The organism is Marisediminitalea oceani (assembly GCF_003731635.1).
Classification (GTDB): domain Bacteria; phylum Pseudomonadota; class Gammaproteobacteria; order Enterobacterales; family Alteromonadaceae; genus Alteromonas; species Alteromonas oceani.
On record NZ_RCUA01000070.1, the window covers coordinates 117,075 to 139,981 of the forward strand.

General features: G+C 42.8%; 21 protein-coding genes and 1 tRNA gene. 6 read left to right on the forward strand and 16 right to left on the reverse strand.

Features of this window, described 5'->3' with window-relative positions; genetic code table 11:
• Positions 1–16: 16 nt before the first annotated feature.
• From flgF to D9T21_RS18160, 7 genes are all read right to left on the reverse strand, one after another.
• Complete coding sequence (flgF, locus tag D9T21_RS18130; protein ID WP_123326634.1) at positions 17–760, reverse strand: flagellar basal-body rod protein FlgF; 744 nt, start codon at positions 758–760, stop codon at positions 17–19.
• Positions 761–890: 130 nt separating this feature from the next.
• Positions 891–2,297 carry a flagellar hook protein FlgE gene (gene flgE, locus D9T21_RS18135; RefSeq protein ID WP_123326635.1) on the reverse strand — a complete coding sequence of 469 codons (1,407 nt, stop codon included), beginning with the start codon at positions 2,295–2,297 and terminating at the stop codon, positions 891–893.
• 14 nt (positions 2,298–2,311) lie between these two features.
• Positions 2,312–3,001 (reverse strand): flagellar hook assembly protein FlgD, encoded by a 690-nt coding sequence (gene flgD / locus D9T21_RS18140; protein WP_123326636.1) that lies wholly within the window; start codon positions 2,999–3,001, stop codon positions 2,312–2,314.
• Positions 3,002–3,026: 25 nt separating this feature from the next.
• Positions 3,027–3,449 (reverse strand): flagellar basal body rod protein FlgC, encoded by a 423-nt coding sequence (flgC, locus tag D9T21_RS18145; protein WP_105935075.1) that lies wholly within the window; start codon positions 3,447–3,449, stop codon positions 3,027–3,029.
• Positions 3,446–3,850, reverse strand: a complete 405-nt coding sequence (gene flgB / locus D9T21_RS18150) for a flagellar basal body rod protein FlgB (protein WP_123326637.1) — start codon at positions 3,848–3,850, stop codon at positions 3,446–3,448. The genes flgC and flgB overlap by 4 nt, the downstream gene beginning before the upstream one ends.
• A 99-nt stretch (positions 3,851–3,949) precedes the next feature.
• Positions 3,950–4,783 (reverse strand): CheR family methyltransferase, encoded by an 834-nt coding sequence (locus tag D9T21_RS18155; RefSeq protein WP_123326638.1) that lies wholly within the window; start codon positions 4,781–4,783, stop codon positions 3,950–3,952.
• 19 nt (positions 4,784–4,802) lie between these two features.
• Positions 4,803–5,729: a chemotaxis protein CheV gene (locus D9T21_RS18160; RefSeq protein WP_123326639.1), complete on the reverse strand. Its 927-nt coding sequence runs from the start codon at positions 5,727–5,729 to the stop codon at positions 4,803–4,805.
• A gap of 193 nt (positions 5,730–5,922) precedes the next feature.
• Between D9T21_RS18160 and flgA the strand changes: the two genes are divergently transcribed.
• From flgA to flgN, 3 genes are all read left to right on the forward strand, one after another.
• On the forward strand, positions 5,923–6,609 hold the full coding sequence (gene flgA / locus D9T21_RS18165; protein WP_241155753.1) for a flagellar basal body P-ring formation chaperone FlgA: 687 nt from the start codon (positions 5,923–5,925) through the stop codon (positions 6,607–6,609).
• Positions 6,610–6,722: 113 nt separating this feature from the next.
• A complete protein-coding gene (gene flgM / locus D9T21_RS18170; protein ID WP_123326641.1) occupies positions 6,723–7,064 on the forward strand; it encodes a flagellar biosynthesis anti-sigma factor FlgM in 342 nt (113 codons plus the stop codon).
• 11 nt (positions 7,065–7,075) lie between these two features.
• Positions 7,076–7,507 (forward strand): flagellar export chaperone FlgN, encoded by a 432-nt coding sequence (gene flgN / locus D9T21_RS18175; RefSeq protein ID WP_123326642.1) that lies wholly within the window; start codon positions 7,076–7,078, stop codon positions 7,505–7,507.
• Between the two features lie 12 nt (positions 7,508–7,519).
• Here flgN and D9T21_RS18180 read toward each other — a convergent pair whose 3' ends face one another.
• Both D9T21_RS18180 and D9T21_RS18185 read right to left on the reverse strand, forming a co-directional pair.
• Complete coding sequence (locus D9T21_RS18180) at positions 7,520–7,969, reverse strand: SRPBCC family protein (RefSeq protein ID WP_123326643.1); 450 nt, start codon at positions 7,967–7,969, stop codon at positions 7,520–7,522.
• Between the two features lie 93 nt (positions 7,970–8,062).
• Positions 8,063–8,539, reverse strand: coding sequence for an LPP20 family lipoprotein (locus tag D9T21_RS18185; protein WP_164464752.1), 477 nt, complete (start codon positions 8,537–8,539; stop codon positions 8,063–8,065).
• 306 nt (positions 8,540–8,845) lie between these two features.
• On the opposite strand from D9T21_RS18185, the gene D9T21_RS18190 reads away from it, so the two are divergent.
• Both D9T21_RS18190 and D9T21_RS18195 read left to right on the forward strand, forming a co-directional pair.
• On the forward strand, positions 8,846–10,027 hold the full coding sequence (locus D9T21_RS18190) for a flagellar assembly protein T N-terminal domain-containing protein (protein ID WP_123326644.1): 1,182 nt from the start codon (positions 8,846–8,848) through the stop codon (positions 10,025–10,027).
• 41 nt (positions 10,028–10,068) lie between these two features.
• Positions 10,069–10,144: transfer RNA gene (locus tag D9T21_RS18195), tRNA-Arg, on the forward strand.
• Between the two features lie 68 nt (positions 10,145–10,212).
• Here the strand turns inward: D9T21_RS18195 and D9T21_RS18200 are convergent.
• The 7 genes from D9T21_RS18200 to D9T21_RS18225 all read right to left on the reverse strand — a co-directional run bounded on the left by D9T21_RS18200 (position 10,213) and on the right by D9T21_RS18225 (position 20,872).
• The gene (locus tag D9T21_RS18200) at positions 10,213–11,913 is read right to left on the reverse strand and encodes a hypothetical protein (RefSeq protein WP_123326645.1); all 1,701 of its coding nucleotides are present in this window, start codon (positions 11,911–11,913) and stop codon (positions 10,213–10,215) included.
• 475 nt (positions 11,914–12,388) lie between these two features.
• Positions 12,389–12,751 carry a hypothetical protein gene (locus tag D9T21_RS22800; protein ID WP_164464753.1) on the reverse strand — a complete coding sequence of 121 codons (363 nt, stop codon included), beginning with the start codon at positions 12,749–12,751 and terminating at the stop codon, positions 12,389–12,391.
• 800 nt (positions 12,752–13,551) lie between these two features.
• A complete protein-coding gene (locus D9T21_RS18205) occupies positions 13,552–14,268 on the reverse strand; it encodes a 3TM-type holin (protein ID WP_123326646.1) in 717 nt (238 codons plus the stop codon).
• Positions 14,269–14,280: 12 nt separating this feature from the next.
• Positions 14,281–14,820, reverse strand: a complete 540-nt coding sequence (locus tag D9T21_RS18210) for a glycoside hydrolase family 108 protein (RefSeq protein WP_123326647.1) — start codon at positions 14,818–14,820, stop codon at positions 14,281–14,283.
• Positions 14,821–15,082: 262 nt separating this feature from the next.
• On the reverse strand, positions 15,083–15,910 hold the full coding sequence (locus D9T21_RS18215; protein WP_123326648.1) for a putative phage abortive infection protein: 828 nt from the start codon (positions 15,908–15,910) through the stop codon (positions 15,083–15,085).
• Positions 15,911–16,333: 423 nt separating this feature from the next.
• The gene (locus tag D9T21_RS18220; RefSeq protein ID WP_123326649.1) at positions 16,334–18,205 is read right to left on the reverse strand and encodes a hypothetical protein; all 1,872 of its coding nucleotides are present in this window, start codon (positions 18,203–18,205) and stop codon (positions 16,334–16,336) included.
• Positions 18,206–18,211: 6 nt separating this feature from the next.
• Positions 18,212–20,872 carry an AAA family ATPase gene (locus tag D9T21_RS18225; protein WP_123326650.1) on the reverse strand — a complete coding sequence of 887 codons (2,661 nt, stop codon included), beginning with the start codon at positions 20,870–20,872 and terminating at the stop codon, positions 18,212–18,214.
• Positions 20,873–22,142: 1,270 nt separating this feature from the next.
• Here D9T21_RS18225 and D9T21_RS18230 point away from each other — a divergent pair.
• Positions 22,143–22,907 carry a hypothetical protein gene (locus D9T21_RS18230; RefSeq protein WP_206427299.1) on the forward strand — a complete coding sequence of 255 codons (765 nt, stop codon included), beginning with the start codon at positions 22,143–22,145 and terminating at the stop codon, positions 22,905–22,907.

The following is a 22,907-nucleotide window of genomic DNA, read 5'->3' on the forward strand; positions in this document are numbered from 1 at the left end:
TATTGGCGGCAAATTATTAAATAATGCGTAGTAGCATGTTGCCGCGCATATCTAGCGTGTCGGCTTTTTTCATCATCTTGACCTGCAGCTCATAATGACGCTGCAGGTGAATCATACTGACCATTTCTTCAATGGCGTTCACGTTTGAGCCCTCAAGCATGCCGGTCATGACCGTCACGGTTTCATCGGCCAGGGCATCAGTGCCATCTTTCTGGCGGAATAAGCCATCGTTACCTCTTTCGAGATTGCTGTATTCCGGGTTAACCAGCTTGAGCCGGCCAACTTCTTCAATAACCGCCTCAGGTGCCCCCTGAGGACGAATGGAAATGGTGCCATCGGCGGCAATGTTGAGGTTATCCAGCGGCACCGGCAAAAACAGCGGACCGGCATCGCCCATCACGATATTACCGTGGACGTCTTCCAACACACCGTCCTGGCCGAGCTGGAAATTACCATCGCGGGTGTAGGCTTCATTACCCTGTTGATCCTGCACGGCAAACCAGCCATCACCCTGAATGGCCACATCCAGATCCCGGTGAGTCTGAATTAACGGGCCGGATTCATAGTTATTGGTGGGGCTTTCGGTCATGGCGAACACCCGGGTCGGCAAACCTTCGCCGTATACCGGCATCGACCTTGCCTGTTCCAACTGCGCTTTAAAGCCTTTGGTTTGGGCGTTAGCCAGGTTATTGGCCCGTAAAGACGTACCAACCAGGTCCTGACTAGCGCCACTACTGGCGATATAGAGTAATTTGTCCATGACTGCCTTTTGACGCTTTAATCGTAATTATTAATTACACTGCAAAGGCAGTGCCAAAACGGCGAATACGCAGACTAAGAAAGGATAAAAGAAGGGCCGCATACTGCGGCCCTGGGCATTATTGAATAACCTAGCGGATATTCAGGATAGTCTGATTCAGCTGGTTGTTGACTTCCAGTGCCCGGGAGTTGGCCTGGAAGTTCCGCTGTGCAATGATCATGTCAATAAGCTCAGTAGTCAGATTCACATTAGCCTGTTCAAGGGCGGAGGAGTTGATTTCACCGAAGGTTCCTGTGGTTGCTTCGCCCGCCAGGGCTTCGCCAGATTCGATGGACTCTTTCCAGGCAGTGTTACTTTGCTGGGTCAGGCCCTGCTCATTGGCAAACCGCACTAACGCAACGCGTACTACCGGCTCTGAGGTACCGTTAGAAAACGTCGCCCGAACCAGACCATCTTCACCGATATCCACACCGGTTAAACGGCCTACCGGCAGACCATCCTGCTCCAGTGAGGTGACTTCAAAGGCGGAAGCATACTGAGTTGGTTCATTGATAGTTTGTCCACCTAAAGGGTCCAGGTTGAAATCGATGGAAATAGTTTGCGTCTGATCGGCTCCCCCGGTCAATGCGATTGCTGAGTTAGCGGTACCATCGTCACCCAGCGCCACGGTAGTAATGCCACCGGCCGGGACTTGAGAGGTAAAGTCACCACTTTGGTTAAAATTGAGTCGCGCGGGTAGCCAATCTTCGGTGGGGTTAGTATTTTGCGGATCGGGTCGTTGCGGCAGCGGTACACTGGTGTCTCCACCAGCAATATCTACCGGGGTATCATCCACAGTGGCAAACATTAACCAGCTGTTGAGCTGATCCGGCCCAGTTGGTGCCGCTTGGTCGGTGCCATCCTTCACAAAGTAATAAGTCATAATATGACTTTCACCCAGTGAATCATAAACGGTTACCGAGGTTGCCGCGTTATAGGTGAGCGTATCATCAGGGTTAAATGCTGTTGGATCGAGATAATCGTCGTTCGCCGGCAGGTTCATCCGCATGGTAACTTCCTGCGTTGCCTGCGGCGAGCCTGAGGAGTCCGGGATACGCACCGGTTCCGTAGTACTTAACGCCACTGACGAACTGGTGCCATCCGGGTTAACCGGAAAGCCCAGCAGGTTGTCGCCGCTGCTGTTAACCACAAAGTTGTTTTCGTCCAGCTTAAACTGACCGGCACGGGTAAAGGAAAAATCCCGCGAGGTGATATCGGGTACAGTGGCAAAAAAACCATTACCAGTAATGGCTAAATCCAGTGCCGTATTGGTAAACTGCAGGCTACCCTGACTGAACTGTTGGGCCACTTCCTGAGTCAGGACACCATCACCTACTTTGGTTTTACCGCTGGCTAACAGTGAGGCGGCGTATACATCACCAAACTCGGCCCGCGATTCTTTAAAACCTACCGTGTTGACATTGGCAATGTTATTTGCGGTAGTGTCTAGATCTTTTTGTGCGGCAGAGACGCCACTTAATGCAATGTTAAAAGACATGTGCTTTTCTCCTACTAACTGCCGATCTGGATAACGTCGTCAAGATTGATACTGACATCACCCTCTAAATTCAAAATAATACCCTGGTTGCTGCCAGCCAGGCTTACACTGCTAACGTGGCGATGAATAGCGGTAGAAATTGCTACCCCTTCACCATTCACCTGGCCATTTGCACTCACCAGGTATTCGCCGGGCGGCATTAAATTGCCGCTGCGGTCGGTACCATCCCAGTTGAACTCAATATTGCCGGCCCCCTTGGTGCCTGCATCGATAGTTCTGACTACTTCACCATTGGCATTGGTGATGGTAATTTCCATGTTCTGTACGGTTTGCTCGTTTACCACAAAACCACTGAGGCCGGCGCCTTCACTGCCCATGTAGCCTACGTTGGCTTCTACCAGCACATCCTGGCCGATCAGACTGGAGGCCTGTAACGCCTGGTTCGACGTCATGGAGGTAGCGAAGCTTTCAAACTTCTCATTAAGTTTGCTGATGCCGTCGGCGGTGGTGAACTGGGTCATCTGCGAAACCATCTGATCGTTATCCACCGGTTTAGTAGGATCCTGGTTAGACAGCTGCTCTGTTAACAGGGCGAAAAAGTCTTCCTGAGACAGGTTCTGCTCCGAGCCATCGGACACTTTGACCTTTTCTTCCTGCCAGTAGAGGTCAGTATTGAGACCCTGCGTGTTGGTAATTGTACTCACGTTAGTATCCTCTTAATGACCGCTACTACTGACCACGGCCAAGGGTTAACACCCGACGGAAAATGCGCTTAGTGGTATCTGCCAGTTGGACGTTGGTTTCATAAGCCTTAGAGGCAGACATCATGTCGGCCATTTCTTCCACAATATTCACATTAGGCTTATAGATGTAACCATTTTCGTCAGCCAGGGGATTGTGTGGTGCATACTCGGTTTGTAACGGACGGTCGCTCTCGACAACGCCCAGTACCTTAACTTCAGAACCCTTGCTGTAGTCATTAGTTGCGCGGTTCAGCTCGGCAGCAAAAACAGCATGACGGGCACGATAGGTATCCTGCTCACTACTACTTACCGAATTGGCATTGGCAATGTTACTTGCCGTGGTGTTCAGGCGTACGCTTTCAGCATGCATACCTGACGCAGAAATTGACATAACATCAAACAGACTCATTGACCTTGTCCTCCACTAATCGCTTTTTTCATGCCTTTAACTTTACCGTTGAGAAACTCAATGGTGGCCTGATAGCGCATACCTGTATCTAAGAATTCATTACGTTCACGCTGGACTTCGACGGTATTACCGTCGCCGGTGTCCGGCTGCGAGGGGATTCGAAAGCCAATTTCTGTTGACGACACCATGCCACCACTCATATGTTTTTCGTGTGTGCGGGTCATCGACTGGCCGCCGGATTGCTGTGCCTGAGCCATCGCTTTCTGAAAGTCAATGCCACGAGATTTGTAACCCGGCGTGTTGGCATTTGCCAGATTACCGGCAATGACTTCCATCTTATCGTTGCGGATCTTCAACGCGTTCTGATGAAAACCAACGAGCTTGTCTAAATTAATGGCCATAGCGCTTCTCCTCTATCGCAGAGATAAAAGCAAACTAAGTGCCAATAAAACCAGCAGGTGGGAAATAAAGCGAAATAAAGGACTAACTACTTATTTTAATTAGTCTTTTTTGGTGTAGTACAGGCCAGGGTTACATTTGACCATGCGGTAACAATCGGCCGCTGCGGCCACAGATTCCGATGCACCGAGAAACAGGATGCCGCCTGGGTTTAACTGAGCGGCAATTTGTTGCAGTATTTTTTGTTTTAGCTCCGTAGAGAAGTAAATCAGCACATTGCGGCAAAAGACAATATCGAACTTGCCCAGCGAAGAATAGCTGTGAAGTAAATTAAGGCTGCGAAAGCTGACCATACGGCGTACTTCCGGCTTCACCTGCAACATGCCGCTGGCATGCTGCTGGAAGTACCTTTGCCGGCGCTCAGGCGATAAACCACGCGCCAGTGAGAGCTCATCGTAAGCGCCCTCTTCACACTTTCTCAGCATATTACTGGATAAGTCAGTGGCCAGAATTTCCGCAGACAACGAACCGGCACCAGGATTATTACGCTGATATTCCAGTAGCGACATGGCAATAGAATAAGGTTCCTGACCGGAAGAGCATGCCGCACTCCAGATCCGAATACGCCGTTGCCGGGTGGCAAGGGTGGGCAGTATTTGCCGGATCAACAGTTCAAACGGGTAGCTGTCGCGAAACCAAAGGGTTTCGTTAGTGGTCATGGCATCAATAACCTGCTGCAACAATCCGCGGTCGCGACCGGAGATGGATTGCCTTAACAGCTCGTCAATATTGGTTAATTGCCGCTCGTGCAACAGTCCGCCCAAACGGCTTCGCACTAAGTACTGCTTATTATCTCCAAGCACAATACCGCACTGCTGTTCCAGAAACTCCCGGAACTGGCGGTACGCGTCAGGCGACACATCCTTATTAATCAATCAGTTGATACTCCGTTGATTACTCGTCAGGACCCAGCCATTTCTGAACGGCGCTAGCCAGTTCATCAGGATGAAATTTAGCAATAAAGTCGTCTGCGCCAACTTTTTTCACCATCGCCTGATTAAATACGCCGCTTAAAGAGGTATGCAGCACCACATGCAGTTTTTGCAGCTCCGGGGTATTTTTAATCTCGGCCGTGAGGGTGTAGCCATCCATTTCCGGCATTTCAATATCAGAAACCAGTACCCCTACCTTGTCGGTGACATCACCGGTTTCCGCCGCAATTTCTTTTAACCGCTTGAGTGCCTCAAGGCCATTTTTGGCCATTTCTATTTCAAGCCCCAGGGTAGTCAACGCCCGTTTCACCTGATTTCGTGCTACCGACGAATCATCAGCAATAAAGATGATTTTATCTTTATGGGCATCGGTATTTAAGGTAGATGCGACTTCCTGACTAACCTCGGTGTTGAGCGGCGAAATCTCATTGAGGATTTTCTCAACGTCGAGAATTTCGACCAACTCGCCTTCAACTTCGGTCACCGCTGTGAGGTAACTGGCACGGCCGGTTCCCTGTGGCGGCGGCATAATGGCGTCCCAGTTGGTATTGATAATGCGCTCAACTGCGCCTACCAGAAACCCCTGAACTGAGCGGTTATATTCTGCAATCACAATAAACGCGGTTTTGAGATCTTCAATTTTACGACCGCCAGTTGCCATACTTAAATCGATAACCGAAATAGTCTGCCCGCGGATATGGGCAACGCCTCGTACCAATGGATTAAGCTTTGGCATGGATGTAAGGGGCGGGCACTGCAGCACTTCACGGACTTTAAAAACGTTAATGCCAAATCGCTGCCGACCGTTTAAACGGAACAGCAACAACTCCAGCCGGTTCTGGCCGACCAGTTGCGTACGCTGATTAACCGAATCTAAAATTCCAGACATACTTCACCTCGATATTTCAATGTGGGCATAGAGTTTGCGTGTTTCCTGTTTAACAGAGGTGGCGTCAATATACTGTCGCGGCTGTTCTGATTAGCAAAACTCGCTGATTTATCTTTAATAATAGTCAAAATGAAAACATCTGAACATGAAAATATTGAAAACATTACTTTTGCCTGCGCGCCTGGCTTTCATATTGACTACAGGTATCACCTTAGCTCACTTTGGCGCAATTGCCCAACAAAACACCGGTACGCCGCACGAGCGTCTGACGAATGCCGTTAAAGCGTTTTTGGAAAACCGTCTGGCACCAACCCGGGAAACCGATTTAGCGGATAATTTAAGCGTGGATGTGACCCCCATAGATAGTCGCATTAACATACCGGAATGCACCGTGCCTTTTAGTTTTGATGTGGATCCTGCCACGCTCCAGCAATCCTATCTCAACGTCCGGGTGAGTTGTGACAGCAACAGTTGGTATTTATTTTCCAGTGCCAAAGTGACCCGCACCCGCACTATCGTTGTCACGGCCAGTATGATAAGCCCTGACACCGTGCTATCGGCCAGCCACTTGTCGCTGGCCGAAGTCGACATTAAACAACTGCGACACACCCCTTTCACCTCGCTTGAGGAGGTGGTCGGCGCCCGGCTGAAATACCGGGTAAGAGAAGGCCAGCCGGTGCAAACGAATATGCTATGCTTTATCTGTAAAGGTGATAGAATCACCATTAGCGCTAACGCGGGTGCAATGAAGGTAAAAACCTCCGGCATCGCCCGACAGGATGGCGTGATTGGCGATACCATTGAAGTAGTGAACAGCAGTTCTAATAAGTCTGTCATCGCTGAAGTTGCCAGCACCCAGGAAGTCGTGGTGAATCTGTGATAAGATGACTACAAATACCGCGGTTTTTATGCGAAAAAACGCAATTGAGCCTAAAGAAATTCTACCTGCAGCCGATATATTAATTGAGGTTTAAAAGGTAGTGGAAATTAATTATGGCAATTAACAACGTAAACAATGGCTTACCCAAAGCGCCTGTTGACAATAATAAAGTCAACGGTCAGCAACAGCCACAACAAAATAAAACGGCTGCGCAGCAAGCTGCCGCATCAACAGCTCAGGCTACCAATGTGCCGCGTCAGGATTCTGTGTCATTGACGCAGTCTGCTCAGCAGTTAAATCAGGTACAGAAGAAAAGTGCCGAAGCGCCGGTTAACCAGGAAAAGGTCGATAAACTGAAGAAAGCCATTCAAAGTGGTGAGTACAAAGTAGATCCACAGTCACTGGCGAAGAAGATTGCACGCCTGGAATCGGAGATTTTTGGATTTAAGTCCTAAAGCAATAAATCATGACGGCAACACTGAATGAGCAATTAACGCAACAAACCGAAAACCTGGCATCTTTGAAAGCGATGCTGGATAAAGAGTTGCACCTGATTAGCTCAAGAGATGCCGAAGCGTTAATGACGCTGCTCAAAGATAAAGAACAACTGCTCGGTGCTATCCAAAACCTCGACGATGCCATTAACCCGCAGTTGCAGGCGCTTCAGCAAGAAGCGCCCCTCCCCGAAGACATACAGGCCCATATTGACCAAGCCAAAACCCTGCTCAGCGAATGCCAGTATTGTACCGAAGTAAACCAGCTTGCCGTTGAGCAAGGTCAGTTACGCCTGGTTCATTTGCGTAATCTGATGATGGATGTTCGGGCCAAAGAGTCCCTGACCTACGATAAAGCCGGTAAAAAGAAAGGCGGTTTTTCCGGTAAAGGCGTCAGCGCTTAATTACACACTGCGCTACTGACCTTCCTCAAGTAGCTTAACCAAATTATCCAATCCCAGTTGCCAGGCATTTTCCTGCCACTGATATGCTGCCAGCCAGTTTTCAGAACTCCGCCAGCCGCTATGAACCAGGTGGATCTGGGAACCGCTAGTGTGCTCAGCAAAACTGACTACCACATGCGTCAGCGGATCAGCCTGATTAGCAAATGCCTTGAATTGCACCGGACTTTTCCATTCAAAAGCGAGTAGCTGGTTTTCACAAAGCGCGGTAATTTTGCAACCGATGGTTGAGTTGTTCTCCCGCTCATCCGGTTGCCAGAATAATTCGTAAGCCCCGCCGGTTTCTGCACTGACATTGGCATCAGCCGTTAACCAACGGGTAAGCAGTGCATTTTGCGTGAAGCAGGCAAAAGCCTGAGTGACAGAGCACGGTAATACCCGTGACTGGTGTATAACGTTATCCATGTTGTTTCTCCCTGAGTGTGCTGGCGTCGGGTGACGTTATCCCGGCACTATTACGAGGTCATCAACAACGTGGCCTTCGGGGGCAAACCTTGGTTAGTAATACTTCACCGTTTTTAACCGCTGTGGCCGTGCTGTCGACACATAAATGTTATACACCTGCTGCATGTCGAGTTCCAGTTCGGTGGCGTAGGTATCCTCTCCTACCGGATAAGCTTTAACTACCTTGGCGCCGCGAATAACCCCTTCAACCGATGCCTGCAACTGCGCGTTGTTAATCACCATGTTGGCCAATGACTGCTGGCCATTGATTCGTTGCCCGTAAACCTGTTCAGCCAGCTCGCGGTAGGCATCGAGCTTTGACGCTTTCATGGCCATAATATTTTTCTCTGAATCGGAGCCGCCATGCTGCGAGGCGATTGGAGCATAGCCCACCGCGGTTAGCACCGGGTATTCGTCAGGCTCAACGGTTTCCCATTCGACATGTTTATCAAACATGGACGTGCAGCCACTTATAAATAAGAGGCAGCCAAGCACAACAAGTGCTTTGTGGATGTGTGTTAAAACCGTCATAAAACCACCGTATTTTTGTGTAGTCTGATTAGTGCTGTTATCCGCTGCTTGCAACCGGGCGTTGGCAAAATGGACAATCACTTTGTACTTGTCAGAAGTTAGCAATATTTATGCCCAATGACGGGATGAATTTTGGGAACGATATATGCAGAGCCTCCTGCAACAATGGCTAAGCGAGTCATAGGTTTGACACCTTGCATACCGCTCCCGGCCTCTCCGTGCTTCTTGTTTAAAGAGCGCAGCAAGACCAATGCCAGCGAACAACCAGCGCATTGCAACAGCAGATAAGTGGTGAGAGTAAGAGTAATGAAGACAATGTACACACTGATTGCCCGGTTAACCGTTTTTTTGTCGGCCACAACCTGCCTGCTATTAGCCTTCACAGGGCAAAGTTATGCCGTTTGGTATGAGACTCAGGGGCAATCAGTGGTATTAAACGGCAATAAGGTCCAGGCCAAACACCAGGCGACTGAAGAAGCGCTGCGCCAGGCCATGTTATTCGCCGGCGCATCGGTGCGCAGCGTTCAGCAGCTTACCGATGGTTTACTCAACGATGAACGCCTTGAGATAAGCGCGTCGGGAGAAGTTCGCCAGTTAGAGCTTATCTCAGAAACCTGGCATGAAAATGCAGTAACGGTAAGGATCCGTGCCGATATTTTCCCCAGTCAACAACAGTGCTCTGCCGCCCCTTTCAGCAAAACTATTGCCACCAGCTACTTCCCGTTACTTGAACGCCAGCACGCCCAGGATGGTCAGGTTCAGGAACTGGGACGTCTGGTTACCGCCCGCTTAAAACGGGAATTCGATCAATCAGCGCAACATGCTGTGATCAGCAGCATCGAGCCTTATGTGGTGCACTGGCAGTCCAGACAAATTCGCGATCAGGCAACCGCCCTTGCCACGCAAACCAAAAGTCAGTTTGTTCTCACCGGTGTGATTGAAGATCTCAGCGTTTACCGGCCACAAGGCAACAGCCTGGCGTTCTGGGAGGACGACACAGCAACCCGAAGCTTTCGGTTAAAAGTCGAACTTATCGACGGTATTAATGGCGCACCGCTGTTAAATAAAACCTATGAGACCGAATCTGAATGGGAGTTCGATCGATTCGCACAACTCGATGCGTCTTCCAATCAGTTCTGGCAAAGCGCCTACGGCCTCGCACTGCAAAACCAGTTACGCCAGTTGCAAAGCGATGTAGACTCGACACTGGCCTGCGTGCCAGCCACGGGCCGGGTAATTAGTATCAACGGCGGCAATGAGCTAAGCGTCTCACTCGGTCGCCAACACGGCCTTAAACCGGGCGATACCCTGTCGATATATCAGATTCAGGAAGTCACTGATTATCGTGGCGTTAAATTCACCCAGTATCATCTGTATCCCGAAGAAGTGACGGTGATCGAAGCCTACGCTGATAACGCCCGGGTAAAAGCCGCCGAAGAGGGCTTTCTGGCCAATATTCAGCCAAACGACTTCGTTGCCAAGCGTTAGGGCTTTAGATTTTCGCTCGCCTATCTATAATGGAGCTTCGTGTCCCCATAGTTTAACTGGATAAAACAAGAACCTCCTAAGTTTTAGATCTGCGTTCGAGTCGCGGTGGGGACGCCAAGCAAGCCTGCATCAAGCTGTTTTTAAAGGAATTTTTCTGGGAAGGCATGTTTTTTTACACCCCCACTCTACACTTCTTTACTAAAAGAGTCGAATAACGCTTCTATCGCTCGCTGATATGTCGGGCTGGTTGTCACCATAAAATCATGCTTTCTCTTATTTAAAGCTACTAATGCGTCATCAGTAAGATCGTCATACGCTCGTGATACATTCTCATTTGGCGTTCTACCTGCGTCGCGTTCACTTTGACCAATTGATGCATTCAGGTCTGAAAGTATTTTCTTGTTCATTTTACGTAGCTTATGCTGTGTTAGCCTTTTCACCAACTTACACTTTAATTCTCTATCTTCTTCCGACAAGTCACTATTTTCAATATCCAATAGCACCGCATTCTTTGCTGCGTTAAATTTATCATCAAAATTTGAAATGGGCGCATCAACGAGTTTCGGACTCTCAAACAAGTACCGCATCGGGCCATTTCTGCCAGGCTCCCGCACTCTCAAAGCCCAACTCTTGAAGCTCTTAAGTAAAGGTACTTTTTGGGGAGCAATAACATGCCGTGTGTACTTGCCGTTTTTAGTTTCATGACACCGCACGTTAATAAAGCAATCATCAAACAGTACACGCTCCCACTCAAGTTCAGTGGTAAGGCTTTTTCGTGTACTTACGGATTCTTGTAGCAATAAATGCATTGCCGCACTCAGCTCGTTCTGCTGGCAGAGCTTAAGAAGTACCGTAGCATATGTCTCGACCTCAGGAGGAGCTTCGAACGAGTTAACATCTCTATTTCTCTTTATACCATCTGCTAGATTTGGAAATTTCAATTGTTCAACATTTCTGTCGGCATCAGCCTTGTTATAAATAGAACTGAACAACTTCTTAAGTTCATCCCTGTCACTTTTTTGCCAACCTTCAGGGCGACTTTCTATTATGCGTTTGAAATCGTCTGACCTAAAAGCCCCCAACTTAGCCTCACCCAATTCTCCATTGAAATATCGAAGCCAAAGTCTTCGCAACTTTTGAACCGAGCTGTCAGTAGTAACCTCCAATCCATAGCGAAGCATTTCATTAAAGGATGTAATTTGAATACTCTCTCGTACTGCAAGCTCTTTAACACTGGTAACGGGAAGTCCCTCCTCCACTCTCAATTTAAAGTGCTCGTACATTTTAAGTACATTACAACAATCATTAAGGCTCAGCGCTTCTCCTTTATTGGTCTTTAAGAGTTCCAGGTCTTTGTATCCCTTTCGCCTTAAAAAGAACCGTACCGAATTTTTATTCTTCAATAGCTTTAAGGACTTCAAATCCAAAGGCGTCACAGCGTTGACTGCATTACAATTCTCAACAAAAGTTAATAGTGCGGCTTCTCTTGACTCTGGCTTTGGCTTTGGCTCTGCAATATCTATTACATCTGTGGTTTGTAGAGCATCGTTCTGCGCTGGAAAATTATCATTGTTGACTGCAACTACTTCCCTACTTACGTCGTGATGTTTCACTACCCGCTCGTTTGCCGACAACTGTATTACTTGCAAACTATCTGCCGAAAAATGATCTGAAGAGTTGGTGTGACGTTTTATTGACTGGATAACGCTTAAGGCGTCAGAAAACAAATACCAGCATTTTTGTGACGCGCTATAGTCACCAATTTGCGAGTATCGCTCTGCTAGTTCTATTACATAGCTGACAGGTAACTTTTGCGCAGCCGCGAACTCATCAGCAGGGATTAACCTCGCTTCTAGAGAATATGAGTTTGCCGATACTACCGTCATTAAGCAGAGCTTCGATATTTGGCTATAAATCGTACTTTCGAAGTTCTAAGGTTGCGTGTAAGTGTATCGTGTTATGTTTCATAGTAGTCGCCTGTTTAGTGAGCCGACTACGTATTTTCTACATTATTAACACACAAACAACAATAAATTTTGTTAAAGCGCACATGATTTGCTTTTCGTTTCCTAAAACAGCACAGCTGGACAGATATATATAAGTAACCAATTGATTCTTAATACAATTTAATAACTTAGTCAGTTAATTGCATCTTACTTTGTATGTTAAATAAACAACTTCTGCATCATCCATTTCACAGAAAGTGTTATGACAGCCATATTAAAGACAACGATAATTGCTACTCCGCATAGCTATAAATGATATATCTATGTTTATTCAAATGAAAATGCCCGCGCAAGCGGGCAAATAAAAGAGGACATTAATCGAGAACGGTAATCACTGCATTTTGAATTGCTATACTTACCAGTCGTTGTCAAAGCCAAAACAATCAGAGCTATAGAAACTAGACATGTCTCCGTCATCTAACGAGCTAGATATTTCACCAGACGTATTGTCAGCAGCGCAATCAGAACCAGATATAACCTCTTGCGCATCAAGGAAACAGCCTTGAGCAGTATGTCCATCTGACAAATCCACACCACGAGGATTTCCTTCCACATCGATTACGCCTGGGCAGTTGGTCACGCCGCTTGATACTAGTGGCAAACCAGTCGCTTCGTTTATACCAACGACCGTGCTTGAGTCATTTACCAAATTATCATCACCAGCCAAATCACTGCTGTCAGAGCTGTGACCGAATAACAATCTACTCAGTAGTCCCATTCTTTTCTCCACACTTTCAAAGTTTAACTTACCTATTGAAATTTAATGAAAAATATGTCATTTTCAATTTCATTTACTGCATAGCTCAGCAACAATGAAGTTGTGCATAAGTATAGAATCCCTTTAACGAAATCCTCATTGACTCTTATCAATATTACTTTTTGTTGAGTAAAAATGTTGGCGCGACAACTTAAGAACCCAAGCTAAATGGAACAAAAGCGACGTCAAATTTTTGTGGAAGGCATTTATTACCGTGAGTAGATCGTTAATGTCGGATGAAAAGCATGAAGAGAAAAGCGTAAATAATATGAAAGAGTTCTAACTTAATCTGGCAAAAAATAAAGTAGGACTCAAAATCTTAAAATAGCCTGCTTAGCATCCTTGGCACTTAAAGACCTAATGGCGGCACAAACGCGTAGGCTAGAGTACGGAATGAAGTGATGGGAGCCTACATATTAGGGTAAAGATAACAAAGCCTGGCACAGCGACGGCTTTTCCGTTGCGACTTTGCCTTCGTTACATTGCCGCGCGTGCAGACGGCATTGAACGACCGCTTTTTGTCGCGAGGTGCCCCTGACTCTGTGGAGCTGAAACGTACGTATTGCAGACATTGATGGGGCCAAATAGACACAATAGCTTTGAGTCGAGAAGCGGATTTTAATTCACTCAAATACTCTTCAGGACGAAGGTTAGGTAAGGTGTACCAATTTGCACACATCTGGCCTTTCATTAACATCTGAATTATCTATTTTATTTATGATAAATTTCTGGCATGACCTAAACTGAAATCACGTAATGTTTTAGCGCCAGGTAAACCTCTTTGAACCGGAATGACAACGAGATATAAGGTCTGTTTCGGTTTCAGACTCCATAAGTGCAATTTTTTCTCGAAGGGCATTGGTGTTTTCACTTAGACTAACGCTGCAATAGCCGTTACGTATTGAATGATTCAAGGCACACTCAACAACGTCATTGGATTGATTCGACCTAAGAGTATTTATTTTGGGATCGTTTGCCAATGCACTGCCAAATATTCTATCTGGCTCATCTTTGTCTAAAGCCAATTCACGAAACTCTTTTTTAGCTTCAATTAGAGCTTGTATCACTCTAGCTCTAGCTTCAAATTTGGAGTTCTGAATTTTTATTTGGCTACCGAAATAAAATGCCATCACAACACCTAAGATTGCCCAGTAGCCTTCAGGAATTAAGTTAATAGAACCTGCCATAGCTGATGAGTGTGATGGGGAAAAGAAAGCTATGCCGATAAAGGAAAGTACAAATATTACTATTATTGGTTGAATTAATTTGTGGAAATTTTCAGAAAAATTGTCAACCCAAGAACGTTTTTCAATGTTTTCTAATTCAACCTGAAAGGATTTTAAAAGTTTTTCTGTCTCGTCTTTTAAACTCTGTGCTTCTTTTTCTGCTTTAGAGGTAAATACTCCTGAATTTTTTTCTACTCCGCTAGATATTGAATCTCGTATAGATGTAAGTGAGTTTTCTAAAAATTTACTCATATAGTTTCTCGGTTAGGGTTCACAATGCTCGGGCAGAAAGCTCCTTGCTCTTGCCAGAAGTCCTTTTAAGAATACATTTGATCCGCTATCAAAAGATATAACATTTACGTAAAACATTTGGCGCTCTCGAACTAGTCCTGCAAGCATCCAATCACCAAGTTCTTCGAAACAAGCTTGTGCTTGAGCCTGTGTTTTCGGTCCCATAAAGCCATCACATAGAATTGGACCAAAACCAGCTTCATTACAAACTTGTTGAAGAAACTTTATCGCCCTTCGTGGCCCATGATTAACAGCTGTATCAAAGAGGAATGGTTGAATGGGTTCTGGCAATTTGTTTATTCGGGGAATTCGATAATAATTAAGTTCGTAAATATCCCGAACGGTTTCAATATCAAGAGCTTTGAGAATATCAGGAGTGACTACTGTGCCTAAGTATCGAGATAGTGTATTTTGTGTTATGCCAAAATTAGAAGGTCCTCCGAAGTCAGCTGTATGATTAACATATCCACCCTCTTTAGCCAATATTCTATATATCATATCATTAATATTCACGCAGCCTCCTTCACGTGGCTATAGTCCTTTATCTTTATTAAACACTTAATATAAAGTTGTTTGATCGTCCTCATAATTCCTCCAAAACTAAAGCTTCCCCTTTGCACCTCTGGTTATTATTTGGACAAGCTGAATATAATTTCAATAGCTTTGATAAATAAGTTTTTGCTCATTATTTGTATGAAAGTGTAAACCTCCCCAACAAAGGCGTCCGGTGGAGGCCCCATAGGGCCGTAATGAGCAGAAATGACTTGTTAGGTTATTATTCACCATATGCTTGCTTTTCAAACAGTTCAAGGTGATCTTTGTTCAGTATTTTCATCTTCGGCATATTGTCAAAAAGCTGATATTCATAAACATATGGGTAAAATGCCTTACCTTGTTCAGTAAGAGTATTGTAGAAAAGGAGCAGTAGTTCACGCTCCGAAAGCTGCGCTCTTAATAACTTTATGTATAATCCCTCTTTGAATTCACTCTCATCAACAAATCTAATAAAATTAAACAGAAACCTAAAATAATGAGCCAACTCACTTTCATGGTCTCTCCAAAAATTTTTATACGCTAATTTCGCTATACTCTCATGAGAATATTTCCCATTTCCTTTTTTTTCATTAGAGCGATACTCTTTTGCTAATCTATTATAGAAAACCTTAAAACAGTCTCTTCCCCTAGTAGTAACGCTAGTTTCGGCGTTAACGAGATCGATTGAGTTGATTATCTCATTATGCTGGGTAAGCATCTGAAAGAACGTGTTTTCAAATGATTGCCTTTTCATACTAATACTCTGCTCATCAAGAGCATCGGCTGACCTTTTGAACTCAGCCCTTGCTTCCTTTAACTCTTTCTGTTGGATAACTATCGTGATTAAAAGCCCCATGAAAGTTAAGAATGTTAATATTGGATTCAATACACCACCGAAGAAATCTCCCCATTCCCCGAAGCTACTTTTACCAAGAGATAGTAGATTTATGAAAAACACTATGACTATCGCAAATAAAGCGACTTGAAAAAGCTTATACAGCCCTTGAGTAGTGGAGTCGTCTTCACTACCGATGAACCGCAAGAAGAATTCGTATATTTTTTTATTCATAATTACATCTTTGTTGGTCTAAAACTCTAACAAATCAATATAGAGAATTCACAATTATACGGAGTCACTCTCATCCGTGAAATATTTACATAATTTTTTATAACAATACCTTACACCTGATTATGGACTGATTTCCAATGATTTAATTGGATAAGCGTAAAAGGCAATTAATGGTGAACTAGCCTTTTATTGGACTCCCTAAAATCGCGCTGAAATTCAGGGAGTGACTAACTTGGGTGACTTCAGATAATAGATGGATACAGGTACTGTCCGGTTTGGTTGAACTCAAAATCCTAAACTGGCAGATCGTGTATTACTTAGTTCATTTAAACAAAGCATAGCATTATCCCGCTATTCTGATTGTCCACTTTAATTAAACTGAGACAGACTTAATTTGAGTGAGGAAGGGCATTACGCTTAGCTCTAACTTATACTAACGCGATTCATTTCTGCTACCGTAAAGCTGAACAATTTATTTATAAAGTCTTGTGACATTTCATCTTCACTACTTTCCACTGGCGCAAATTCGATTAGATCAATGAACGGTCTCATAGGAAAGTCTCCCCAAAGACCAAACTCTTCAGATACTCCATGAACAACCTTCCTTCTTATATCGGGATTTCCTGCAATGTAGGTAGCAAACACACCATCAACCATGTCAGGCGCGGAGTTCAGGTGATTTACTCTGATCCCATAGAGATATTTATCAACTAGCCCTGGAGAAACCTTTTTATGCTTGGAGATCGGTTTCGACGGTAACCGTTCGTACAACACGGTTTCAAACTTACTGTATTTTGCGTCTAATACATAAATCATTCTAGCCGAAGTTCTTTTAGACATGATTTCAATTACATAATCAGGTGTTCTAACTTTCTTAGCACGCGTAAGTTTATCTGCGGACCTACTATCAGAAGGCTTATCAATGATAAAAAGTTCACCTTCCTCTAAATTTTTCCTAAATGGAAAAATGACAGGCTCTAAATAAATATTAACCGCTACTACATCGTTTTCTAAATTATAAAAATTGAAAGTATCAAACGACTTTTTATCTAACTCATTTTCAGTGCTCAAAGAAGGGAAATGACTGAAATCTAAATATTTAACCTCCTTAATTCTCAACGAATTTTTATGAAAGGCGTTTAACAGTTTAAGTAAAACAAAAAGCTCATAAATTTTATCCATTGACTTTATAGAAAAAAGCAACTGCTCTACTGATTCGTATTCTGATATGCTACTAGCGTCTATATTCCACCAATCATTAATCATCTTGTACAACGAAACATAATGATTATGCCTCGCCGCATATTGAGTGACTCTAGGCCTAACGTTCGGAATATATGTACGAGTAAAGTTTGTGTTTATAAAATTTATACAATTATCCACTAAACTATTAATTCTCGCTACAAGTTTATTTCTAAAGCTAAACTTATCCGATACAAAATTCTGTATAAAAGGAACTATGTCCACATGTCCAGATTTAATGCTTAAATCAGAACGGAAGTAACTCTGCTGATCACTAATAGAACCTACAAATGATTTAACAGCGACCAAAAATGTATATATAACTTGATTTTCAAAAATATCTTTATCATCAACGACAGTAGCTGTAGAAATATGACGTGCACTAAGATTTTTACCATATCTATTTAACACTACGCCGTCTGAACCAGAAGTCACTTCCAACTCATCTAAATGAGATAAAAGCCAACTATAACCTCGGTCATCGATAAGATCTTTAGATGTATACTTTTTAACTCTTTCAATGGTTTTTACACGTTTGCAAGGTTGATTTTTAAACTTGTGTCTATTATCCCATAAAAAATTAATGGTTTTTTCTGTACTGATAAGCTTGTGCAATAAATCGGTATATTCGAATTTACCTCCATCGCTTCCCAAAAAGGTTTTTGAAAAACAACAGTGTAAAAGTTGAACATCCACCAAACAAATATACTCAAGCATTGCTCTAAGCCTGCTTGTAGTGATCTTGCTAGAAAGTACATTTACTGTGCCTAAAGATAATATGTCTGAACCATCGTTATCTTCGTACTCTATAATCGCAACACCAACATTGTTAATGAAATAATTACTGATTTTTGAACTATAAAAATAACAATCACTTTCAACTCGAACTTCAGATAATTCAACCTTCATATCTGCGATGAGTAAAAGCGGTGAATTTAATAGGTCTGAACTTGCCAACTCAAATCTTAAAGATTTAGTTTCGTAAATTTCAGAATAAGGAGCAGTTCCATGTACCACATACATAGAATCATCTTGATAAATTCGAAGCTCCATATTCAATTACCTCAATGACATGAAGTCGTAGGTATCTAGGTCCTCTTCGCCCTGAGTTATCATGCGACTTAATAAATCTATAGAAATTGGCATCTCACAATTATGGATTTGTTGTACATTATTCAAATTATCTTTTAGGTGTTCTAAACGTTTTCTAAAACTCTTACCGTGACCAGTAATTAGTGGTAACACGAATTGCGAAATTGCGAAATCAAGGAAATAGTAATCTTTTTTAACCTCTATCCAGTCCATAGCATTAAGACAAAATTGATTGTAGATACCGAGGCTTTTAGTTAAGAAGAGGCGAATCAATCGGTTTCTTCTTTCCGACAGATGTATCCGTGGCCCTAAACTTTCACCATCAATTCCATCTGTTGTTAGGATATTTTGAATTTGTTCAAGTATCTCTAGCATATTACTAATAATTTCGTTATCAGACTCACATCCATCAACTGCAAGTTTGAAATCAGAGTAATAAAATGAATTGTTTTTAAACTTACTATTTAATTCATCTAGTATTGACCTATCGTCTTCAATTAGGTCTAGACCTGATTTGTTACCGTTATCCAATCTATTAAATGTATCAAGTCTAATACAAGGCGCTCTATCCAATAAACGAGGACTTAATGGTTCAGTTGTCATATCGTTATTAATTGTCGCTATAAATCGCAACTTATTTGTAATCCTTAAGGATTTGTTGTTTGTTAGAGCAAATTCTCTTTCATTGTAATCATCGGTTAAGCCCATAAATTTAGACCAATAATGTTCTATTGGTGATAAATTTGCTTCATCCAAAAGAACTACATTAAGCCGTTCATCTGAATCTAATTCATCTAAAAATTCATATAAACCAGAACTTGATGAAATGTAAGAATTAGTTATTGGGTTGAAATATCCTAATAAGTCACGTTCTGAACTCCATCCTCTGCCTACTTGAACTGAGTTAAACCTTGTGTTGAGAACCTTTTCGTTGAGGATATTTACTAAAGAAGTTTTACCTGTTCCAGGCAATCCGCTCAATATAGTAATAAAAGAGCTATCAATACATACTAAGTAGTTTATTATGTGCTCTACTGATAAAGATCTTTCGAAATTAGATAATGCGGCTTGTATATATTTTATGTATTCAACAAGATCATTATTATTTTTAATTGATATTAAATCACTCTGACCTAAGCACTGGAATTCGAACGAAGTCTTCTCGTTATCAATATGTGTCAACACGTCAATGCTATTTTTAACACTTAACAACTCTTTTCGATATTCTTCTGCCGATCTGTTAGTTAATTCTTGAAGTTCTTTTTGATACTTTTCTATTTCTGCCTTCTTGTCGCTCACTTTCTGTACTTGATCATCGTAAAGATAGTTTTGCTTTTTTAAATCTTCTTTTAATTTTTCTAACTCAGAATCCAAATTATCAAACTCAAACAATGAGGAGTATTTTGATGTTATATTTTCTCTCTTTATTTCAAGCTCTTCAATCTCTGAATAAAGGTTTCTCTGTTCTTGCTTTAACTTTTGAATTATGGAGTTTTCCTTGTCTTTATCCACCTCAGAAATTTTCTGTTTAGCTTGCTGAATTTTTGCATTATATTCCAATAACTCATGCTTCAAATCGTTTAGCTTTGAAGATTCCTGTGTTTCCTCAGCTCTAATTGATTCTTTAACCTCTGAAACTAAAGTTTCATCTTCTTTTAAAATTTTGACGAAATGTTCTTTTAACTTATCATTGTCATTCAAGGCTTGCTCAAGAATGATTTTTCTAATCTCCTCTTTCCCTTGAGTTATTACTTTTTCAAATTTCACTGAATCATTTAGCTGTTTGAAAACATAATCTGTATCAAACATGAAGCTGTTTTTCTTATTCTTTATCCTCGCAGATAACATTGTTATTTGACTTGATGTTATACCCTTTGTGTTAGTCTCTTTTACAATAGTACCGACAGCTTTAGCCAACTCATCCATGAACCCATAATTGTAATAGTTGTATGGTTTATCCTTTAAGCTTTGCAGGTTTCGAATAAATGTATGAGCAAATGGCTTCCCATCGATATATTTATTTGAATAATTAAATACATCTATATTTTCTTCTAAATCTTGATACTTGAATTCAATTATCGCTAGTTTTGGAATAGTTTTTCCTAGATATTTGGTATCACTTGGCTTTTTAAGATATATTTTATTTGAGTCAGAATCGTTAACCAAATCAAATTCAAATGGTCCAAATATAGAATCGCGCTCTTTAATAAAAACGTGCCTAGTCAAAGGGATTGTTTCTAAAACAACTTCAGGATTCGCCTCATCAGGTAAGTTAACCTCTAAAATTTCGCATACCATCCTAGGTTCAACAGACTCTATTTTAAATAAGTTTGACTTATTTCTCGAAAGGCTTGAATTTGGATCAACGGCTTTGTTTTCTATACATTGAATTAAGTAAAGCCTATCTTTATATTTTTCATTTAAATATCTATAGTCATGGTCGTTAGTGCCATTTGGAATTATGTGAACCTCACAGTCATCTGGCTCACAGAAATATTTATCTTCATTAATCTTGTGAAGTTCTAGAGTTTCCTTATCTCTTTCATATAGAGCTATTGCTTGTCCTTTTTCATCATTTGCATGCGCTTTATAATTGCAGCAAACTATATATCTCTGTTCTAAATCCATAAATTACTCCATAAAAATAAAAGAGGTCTATTGTTTAATTTAAATTTCTTAATTGACTGTTGAGATGTTGGTCAGGCTTTTGAAGTGTTTGGCGATGCAGCATCTAAAAATCCTTATTTTATCTACTACTTTTTTTCCTACTGAACTCATACGTACCCCGTACTCGGCTCATATGAAGGACTTTTATTAGTTATCTTGCAGAAAACGTGGCGTGTCCTTTCTGTATGAACGTCTAATCCTTTTGTTCTTTATCTAGGGATTGGCATCCCCTGCCGACATCAATCAAAAGTATCAGAACATCAGATATTTGTCATTGATTGATGTGGGATTGTTACTTTAAACCGACTACGTATTTCAGCTATTAATCAATGCCGATACATTCAAAAGTATCAAAATTCTCTAGCCGTGATCCTGTTTGATGATGAAGACATTAACAAATGGAGGCATCATGCAATCTAGAAAAAGACTATTAAGTAAGTTGTTGAGCACGTTGAGTGTACTTTTACGGAATATTGGGGATGTGATATTTGCAGTGTTCGTAATACAGCTTATCACTCAATTTGAACCGCATCCTTCATACCCATTCTTGGGTACTCGCGGTTATCTAACCATACTGCTCATTTATCTTTTGTCACTGGCATGTCACATCGGCGCAGAGCAATTGAAAAAGAGCAAATAAAACTGAGAGCACCCCTTGTGGTGCTCTTTTCTTTTCTTTGCTTTTCTCTTTTCATCGCAGATGTAAACCAGCAAACCCCAACGGGGCTTGCCAAATAGCTTGAGCAACGCTCAACAACTGCTGCGAAGAGAATAGATGTGTGAAACATATCTGTTCGCGTAGCGGGAGTCAGCATCGCAGATTAAGCCTAATTTTCGTTTGCCTTAGCAAACCAGGTATTAGTTGAGAAACAACTTATACCTGCCTGAGTATCGTAGATACGAATGTTGCGAGGTACATCCGAAGCAACGCTTTTCCCGAAGCAACAGAGAGGGAAAATTAGGCTTAATCAGCGGTAGCTGACTCCTAGTAAACCTTCTGTCGCCGTCGCAGAGCGACAAGTGGCAGAGCAGCGACGAGTCGCGTCAGCTCTGCCTTGCAGAAGATTTACTACAACGCAGTTGTTCGCATTTTCCAACCGGAAAATGTTATTGCTAAGCGGTATGCTTAGCATGGCGAAGCCAGGGCAATATGCAAAGCATACTGCCCTTCCCTGCTGATTTCTCATTGTTAGTTTCTACGTAGTAGTGAAACTAAATCAAGGAGAAACAAATGAACTATATGGAACGGGCAATCGAATCGTCGATGCGCCATATCGGAAACACATCGGCTGCTGATCCAGGCACTCTGGGGATGCTAAGAGAGAACGCTGTGCTGGCGATACTGGGGACATTTCGGGTATCCAGCAAAAGCGTCATTCAACATCACCTGGGGTTACGCCGCGAAGCGGTTAACAAGCTCATCAATCGCATGAGAAAGAAGCAACTCATAGCAATCCATGCTACTTTTGCTAACACGGATAACGGCTTTATCCTGCTAACCTCTCACGGTATCAGAGAAGCAGAATTTCTGTTGAACCGTGAATTACATATGCGCTCTGACGCGAGCAGAGTAAACGAACGGAATCTGATACACGACCAGTCTGTACAGTTGGTTGTACTTAACCTAGCAAAGCACCAGAAAATCTCTGGATTCGCTTCAGAGGCCGACCTGGCAATAACGCTTGAGCACAGAGGCAATGACCCGCGTCTAGTAGACGCTATTGCCGTTGATGCCGTTACTGGGTGCAAAATTGCCATTGAGATGGAAACATCCAATGCAAAGAATAAATCCAATGGTGACATACGAAAGAGAATACTACTGAAGTATTTGCAGGAGTTGGAAAGTAATGATGGGCTATATGAATTTGTCTACATGTACAGTCATCGCCAGCGATTCCTAACCCAGATTGAAAAGGCGCATTCCAGAGTATTTACCAGCTGCGTATTAGGCATTTCCCGATCACTAATTCCGGCCTCTCGATCACCCCAATTCTGA

Excerpts from the sequence above, each read along its gene's own strand:
- flgF (WP_123326634.1), bottom strand. The coding sequence starts at position 760 with ATGGACAAATTACTCTATATCGCCAGTAGTGGCGCTAGTCAGGACCTG.
- flgE (WP_123326635.1), bottom strand. The coding sequence starts at position 2,297 with ATGTCTTTTAACATTGCATTAAGTGGCGTCTCTGCCGCACAAAAAGAT.
- flgC (WP_105935075.1), bottom strand. The coding sequence starts at position 3,449 with ATGAGTCTGTTTGATGTTATGTCAATTTCTGCGTCAGGTATGCATGCT.
- flgB (WP_123326637.1), bottom strand. The coding sequence starts at position 3,850 with ATGGCCATTAATTTAGACAAGCTCGTTGGTTTTCATCAGAACGCGTTG.
- D9T21_RS18160 (WP_123326639.1), bottom strand. The coding sequence starts at position 5,729 with ATGTCTGGAATTTTAGATTCGGTTAATCAGCGTACGCAACTGGTCGGC.
- flgM (WP_123326641.1), top strand. The coding sequence starts at position 6,723 with ATGGCAATTAACAACGTAAACAATGGCTTACCCAAAGCGCCTGTTGAC.
- flgN (WP_123326642.1), top strand. The coding sequence starts at position 7,076 with ATGACGGCAACACTGAATGAGCAATTAACGCAACAAACCGAAAACCTG.
- D9T21_RS18180 (WP_123326643.1), bottom strand. The coding sequence starts at position 7,969 with ATGGATAACGTTATACACCAGTCACGGGTATTACCGTGCTCTGTCACT.
- D9T21_RS18185 (WP_164464752.1), bottom strand. The coding sequence starts at position 8,539 with ATGACGGTTTTAACACACATCCACAAAGCACTTGTTGTGCTTGGCTGC.
- D9T21_RS18190 (WP_123326644.1), top strand. The coding sequence starts at position 8,846 with ATGAAGACAATGTACACACTGATTGCCCGGTTAACCGTTTTTTTGTCG.
- D9T21_RS18200 (WP_123326645.1), bottom strand. The coding sequence starts at position 11,913 with ATGACGGTAGTATCGGCAAACTCATATTCTCTAGAAGCGAGGTTAATC.
- D9T21_RS22800 (WP_164464753.1), bottom strand. The coding sequence starts at position 12,751 with ATGGGACTACTGAGTAGATTGTTATTCGGTCACAGCTCTGACAGCAGT.
- D9T21_RS18205 (WP_123326646.1), bottom strand. The coding sequence starts at position 14,268 with ATGAGTAAATTTTTAGAAAACTCACTTACATCTATACGAGATTCAATA.
- D9T21_RS18215 (WP_123326648.1), bottom strand. The coding sequence starts at position 15,910 with ATGAATAAAAAAATATACGAATTCTTCTTGCGGTTCATCGGTAGTGAA.
- D9T21_RS18220 (WP_123326649.1), bottom strand. The coding sequence starts at position 18,205 with ATGGAGCTTCGAATTTATCAAGATGATTCTATGTATGTGGTACATGGA.
- D9T21_RS18225 (WP_123326650.1), bottom strand. The coding sequence starts at position 20,872 with ATGGATTTAGAACAGAGATATATAGTTTGCTGCAATTATAAAGCGCAT.
- D9T21_RS18230 (WP_206427299.1), top strand. The coding sequence starts at position 22,143 with ATGAACTATATGGAACGGGCAATCGAATCGTCGATGCGCCATATCGGA.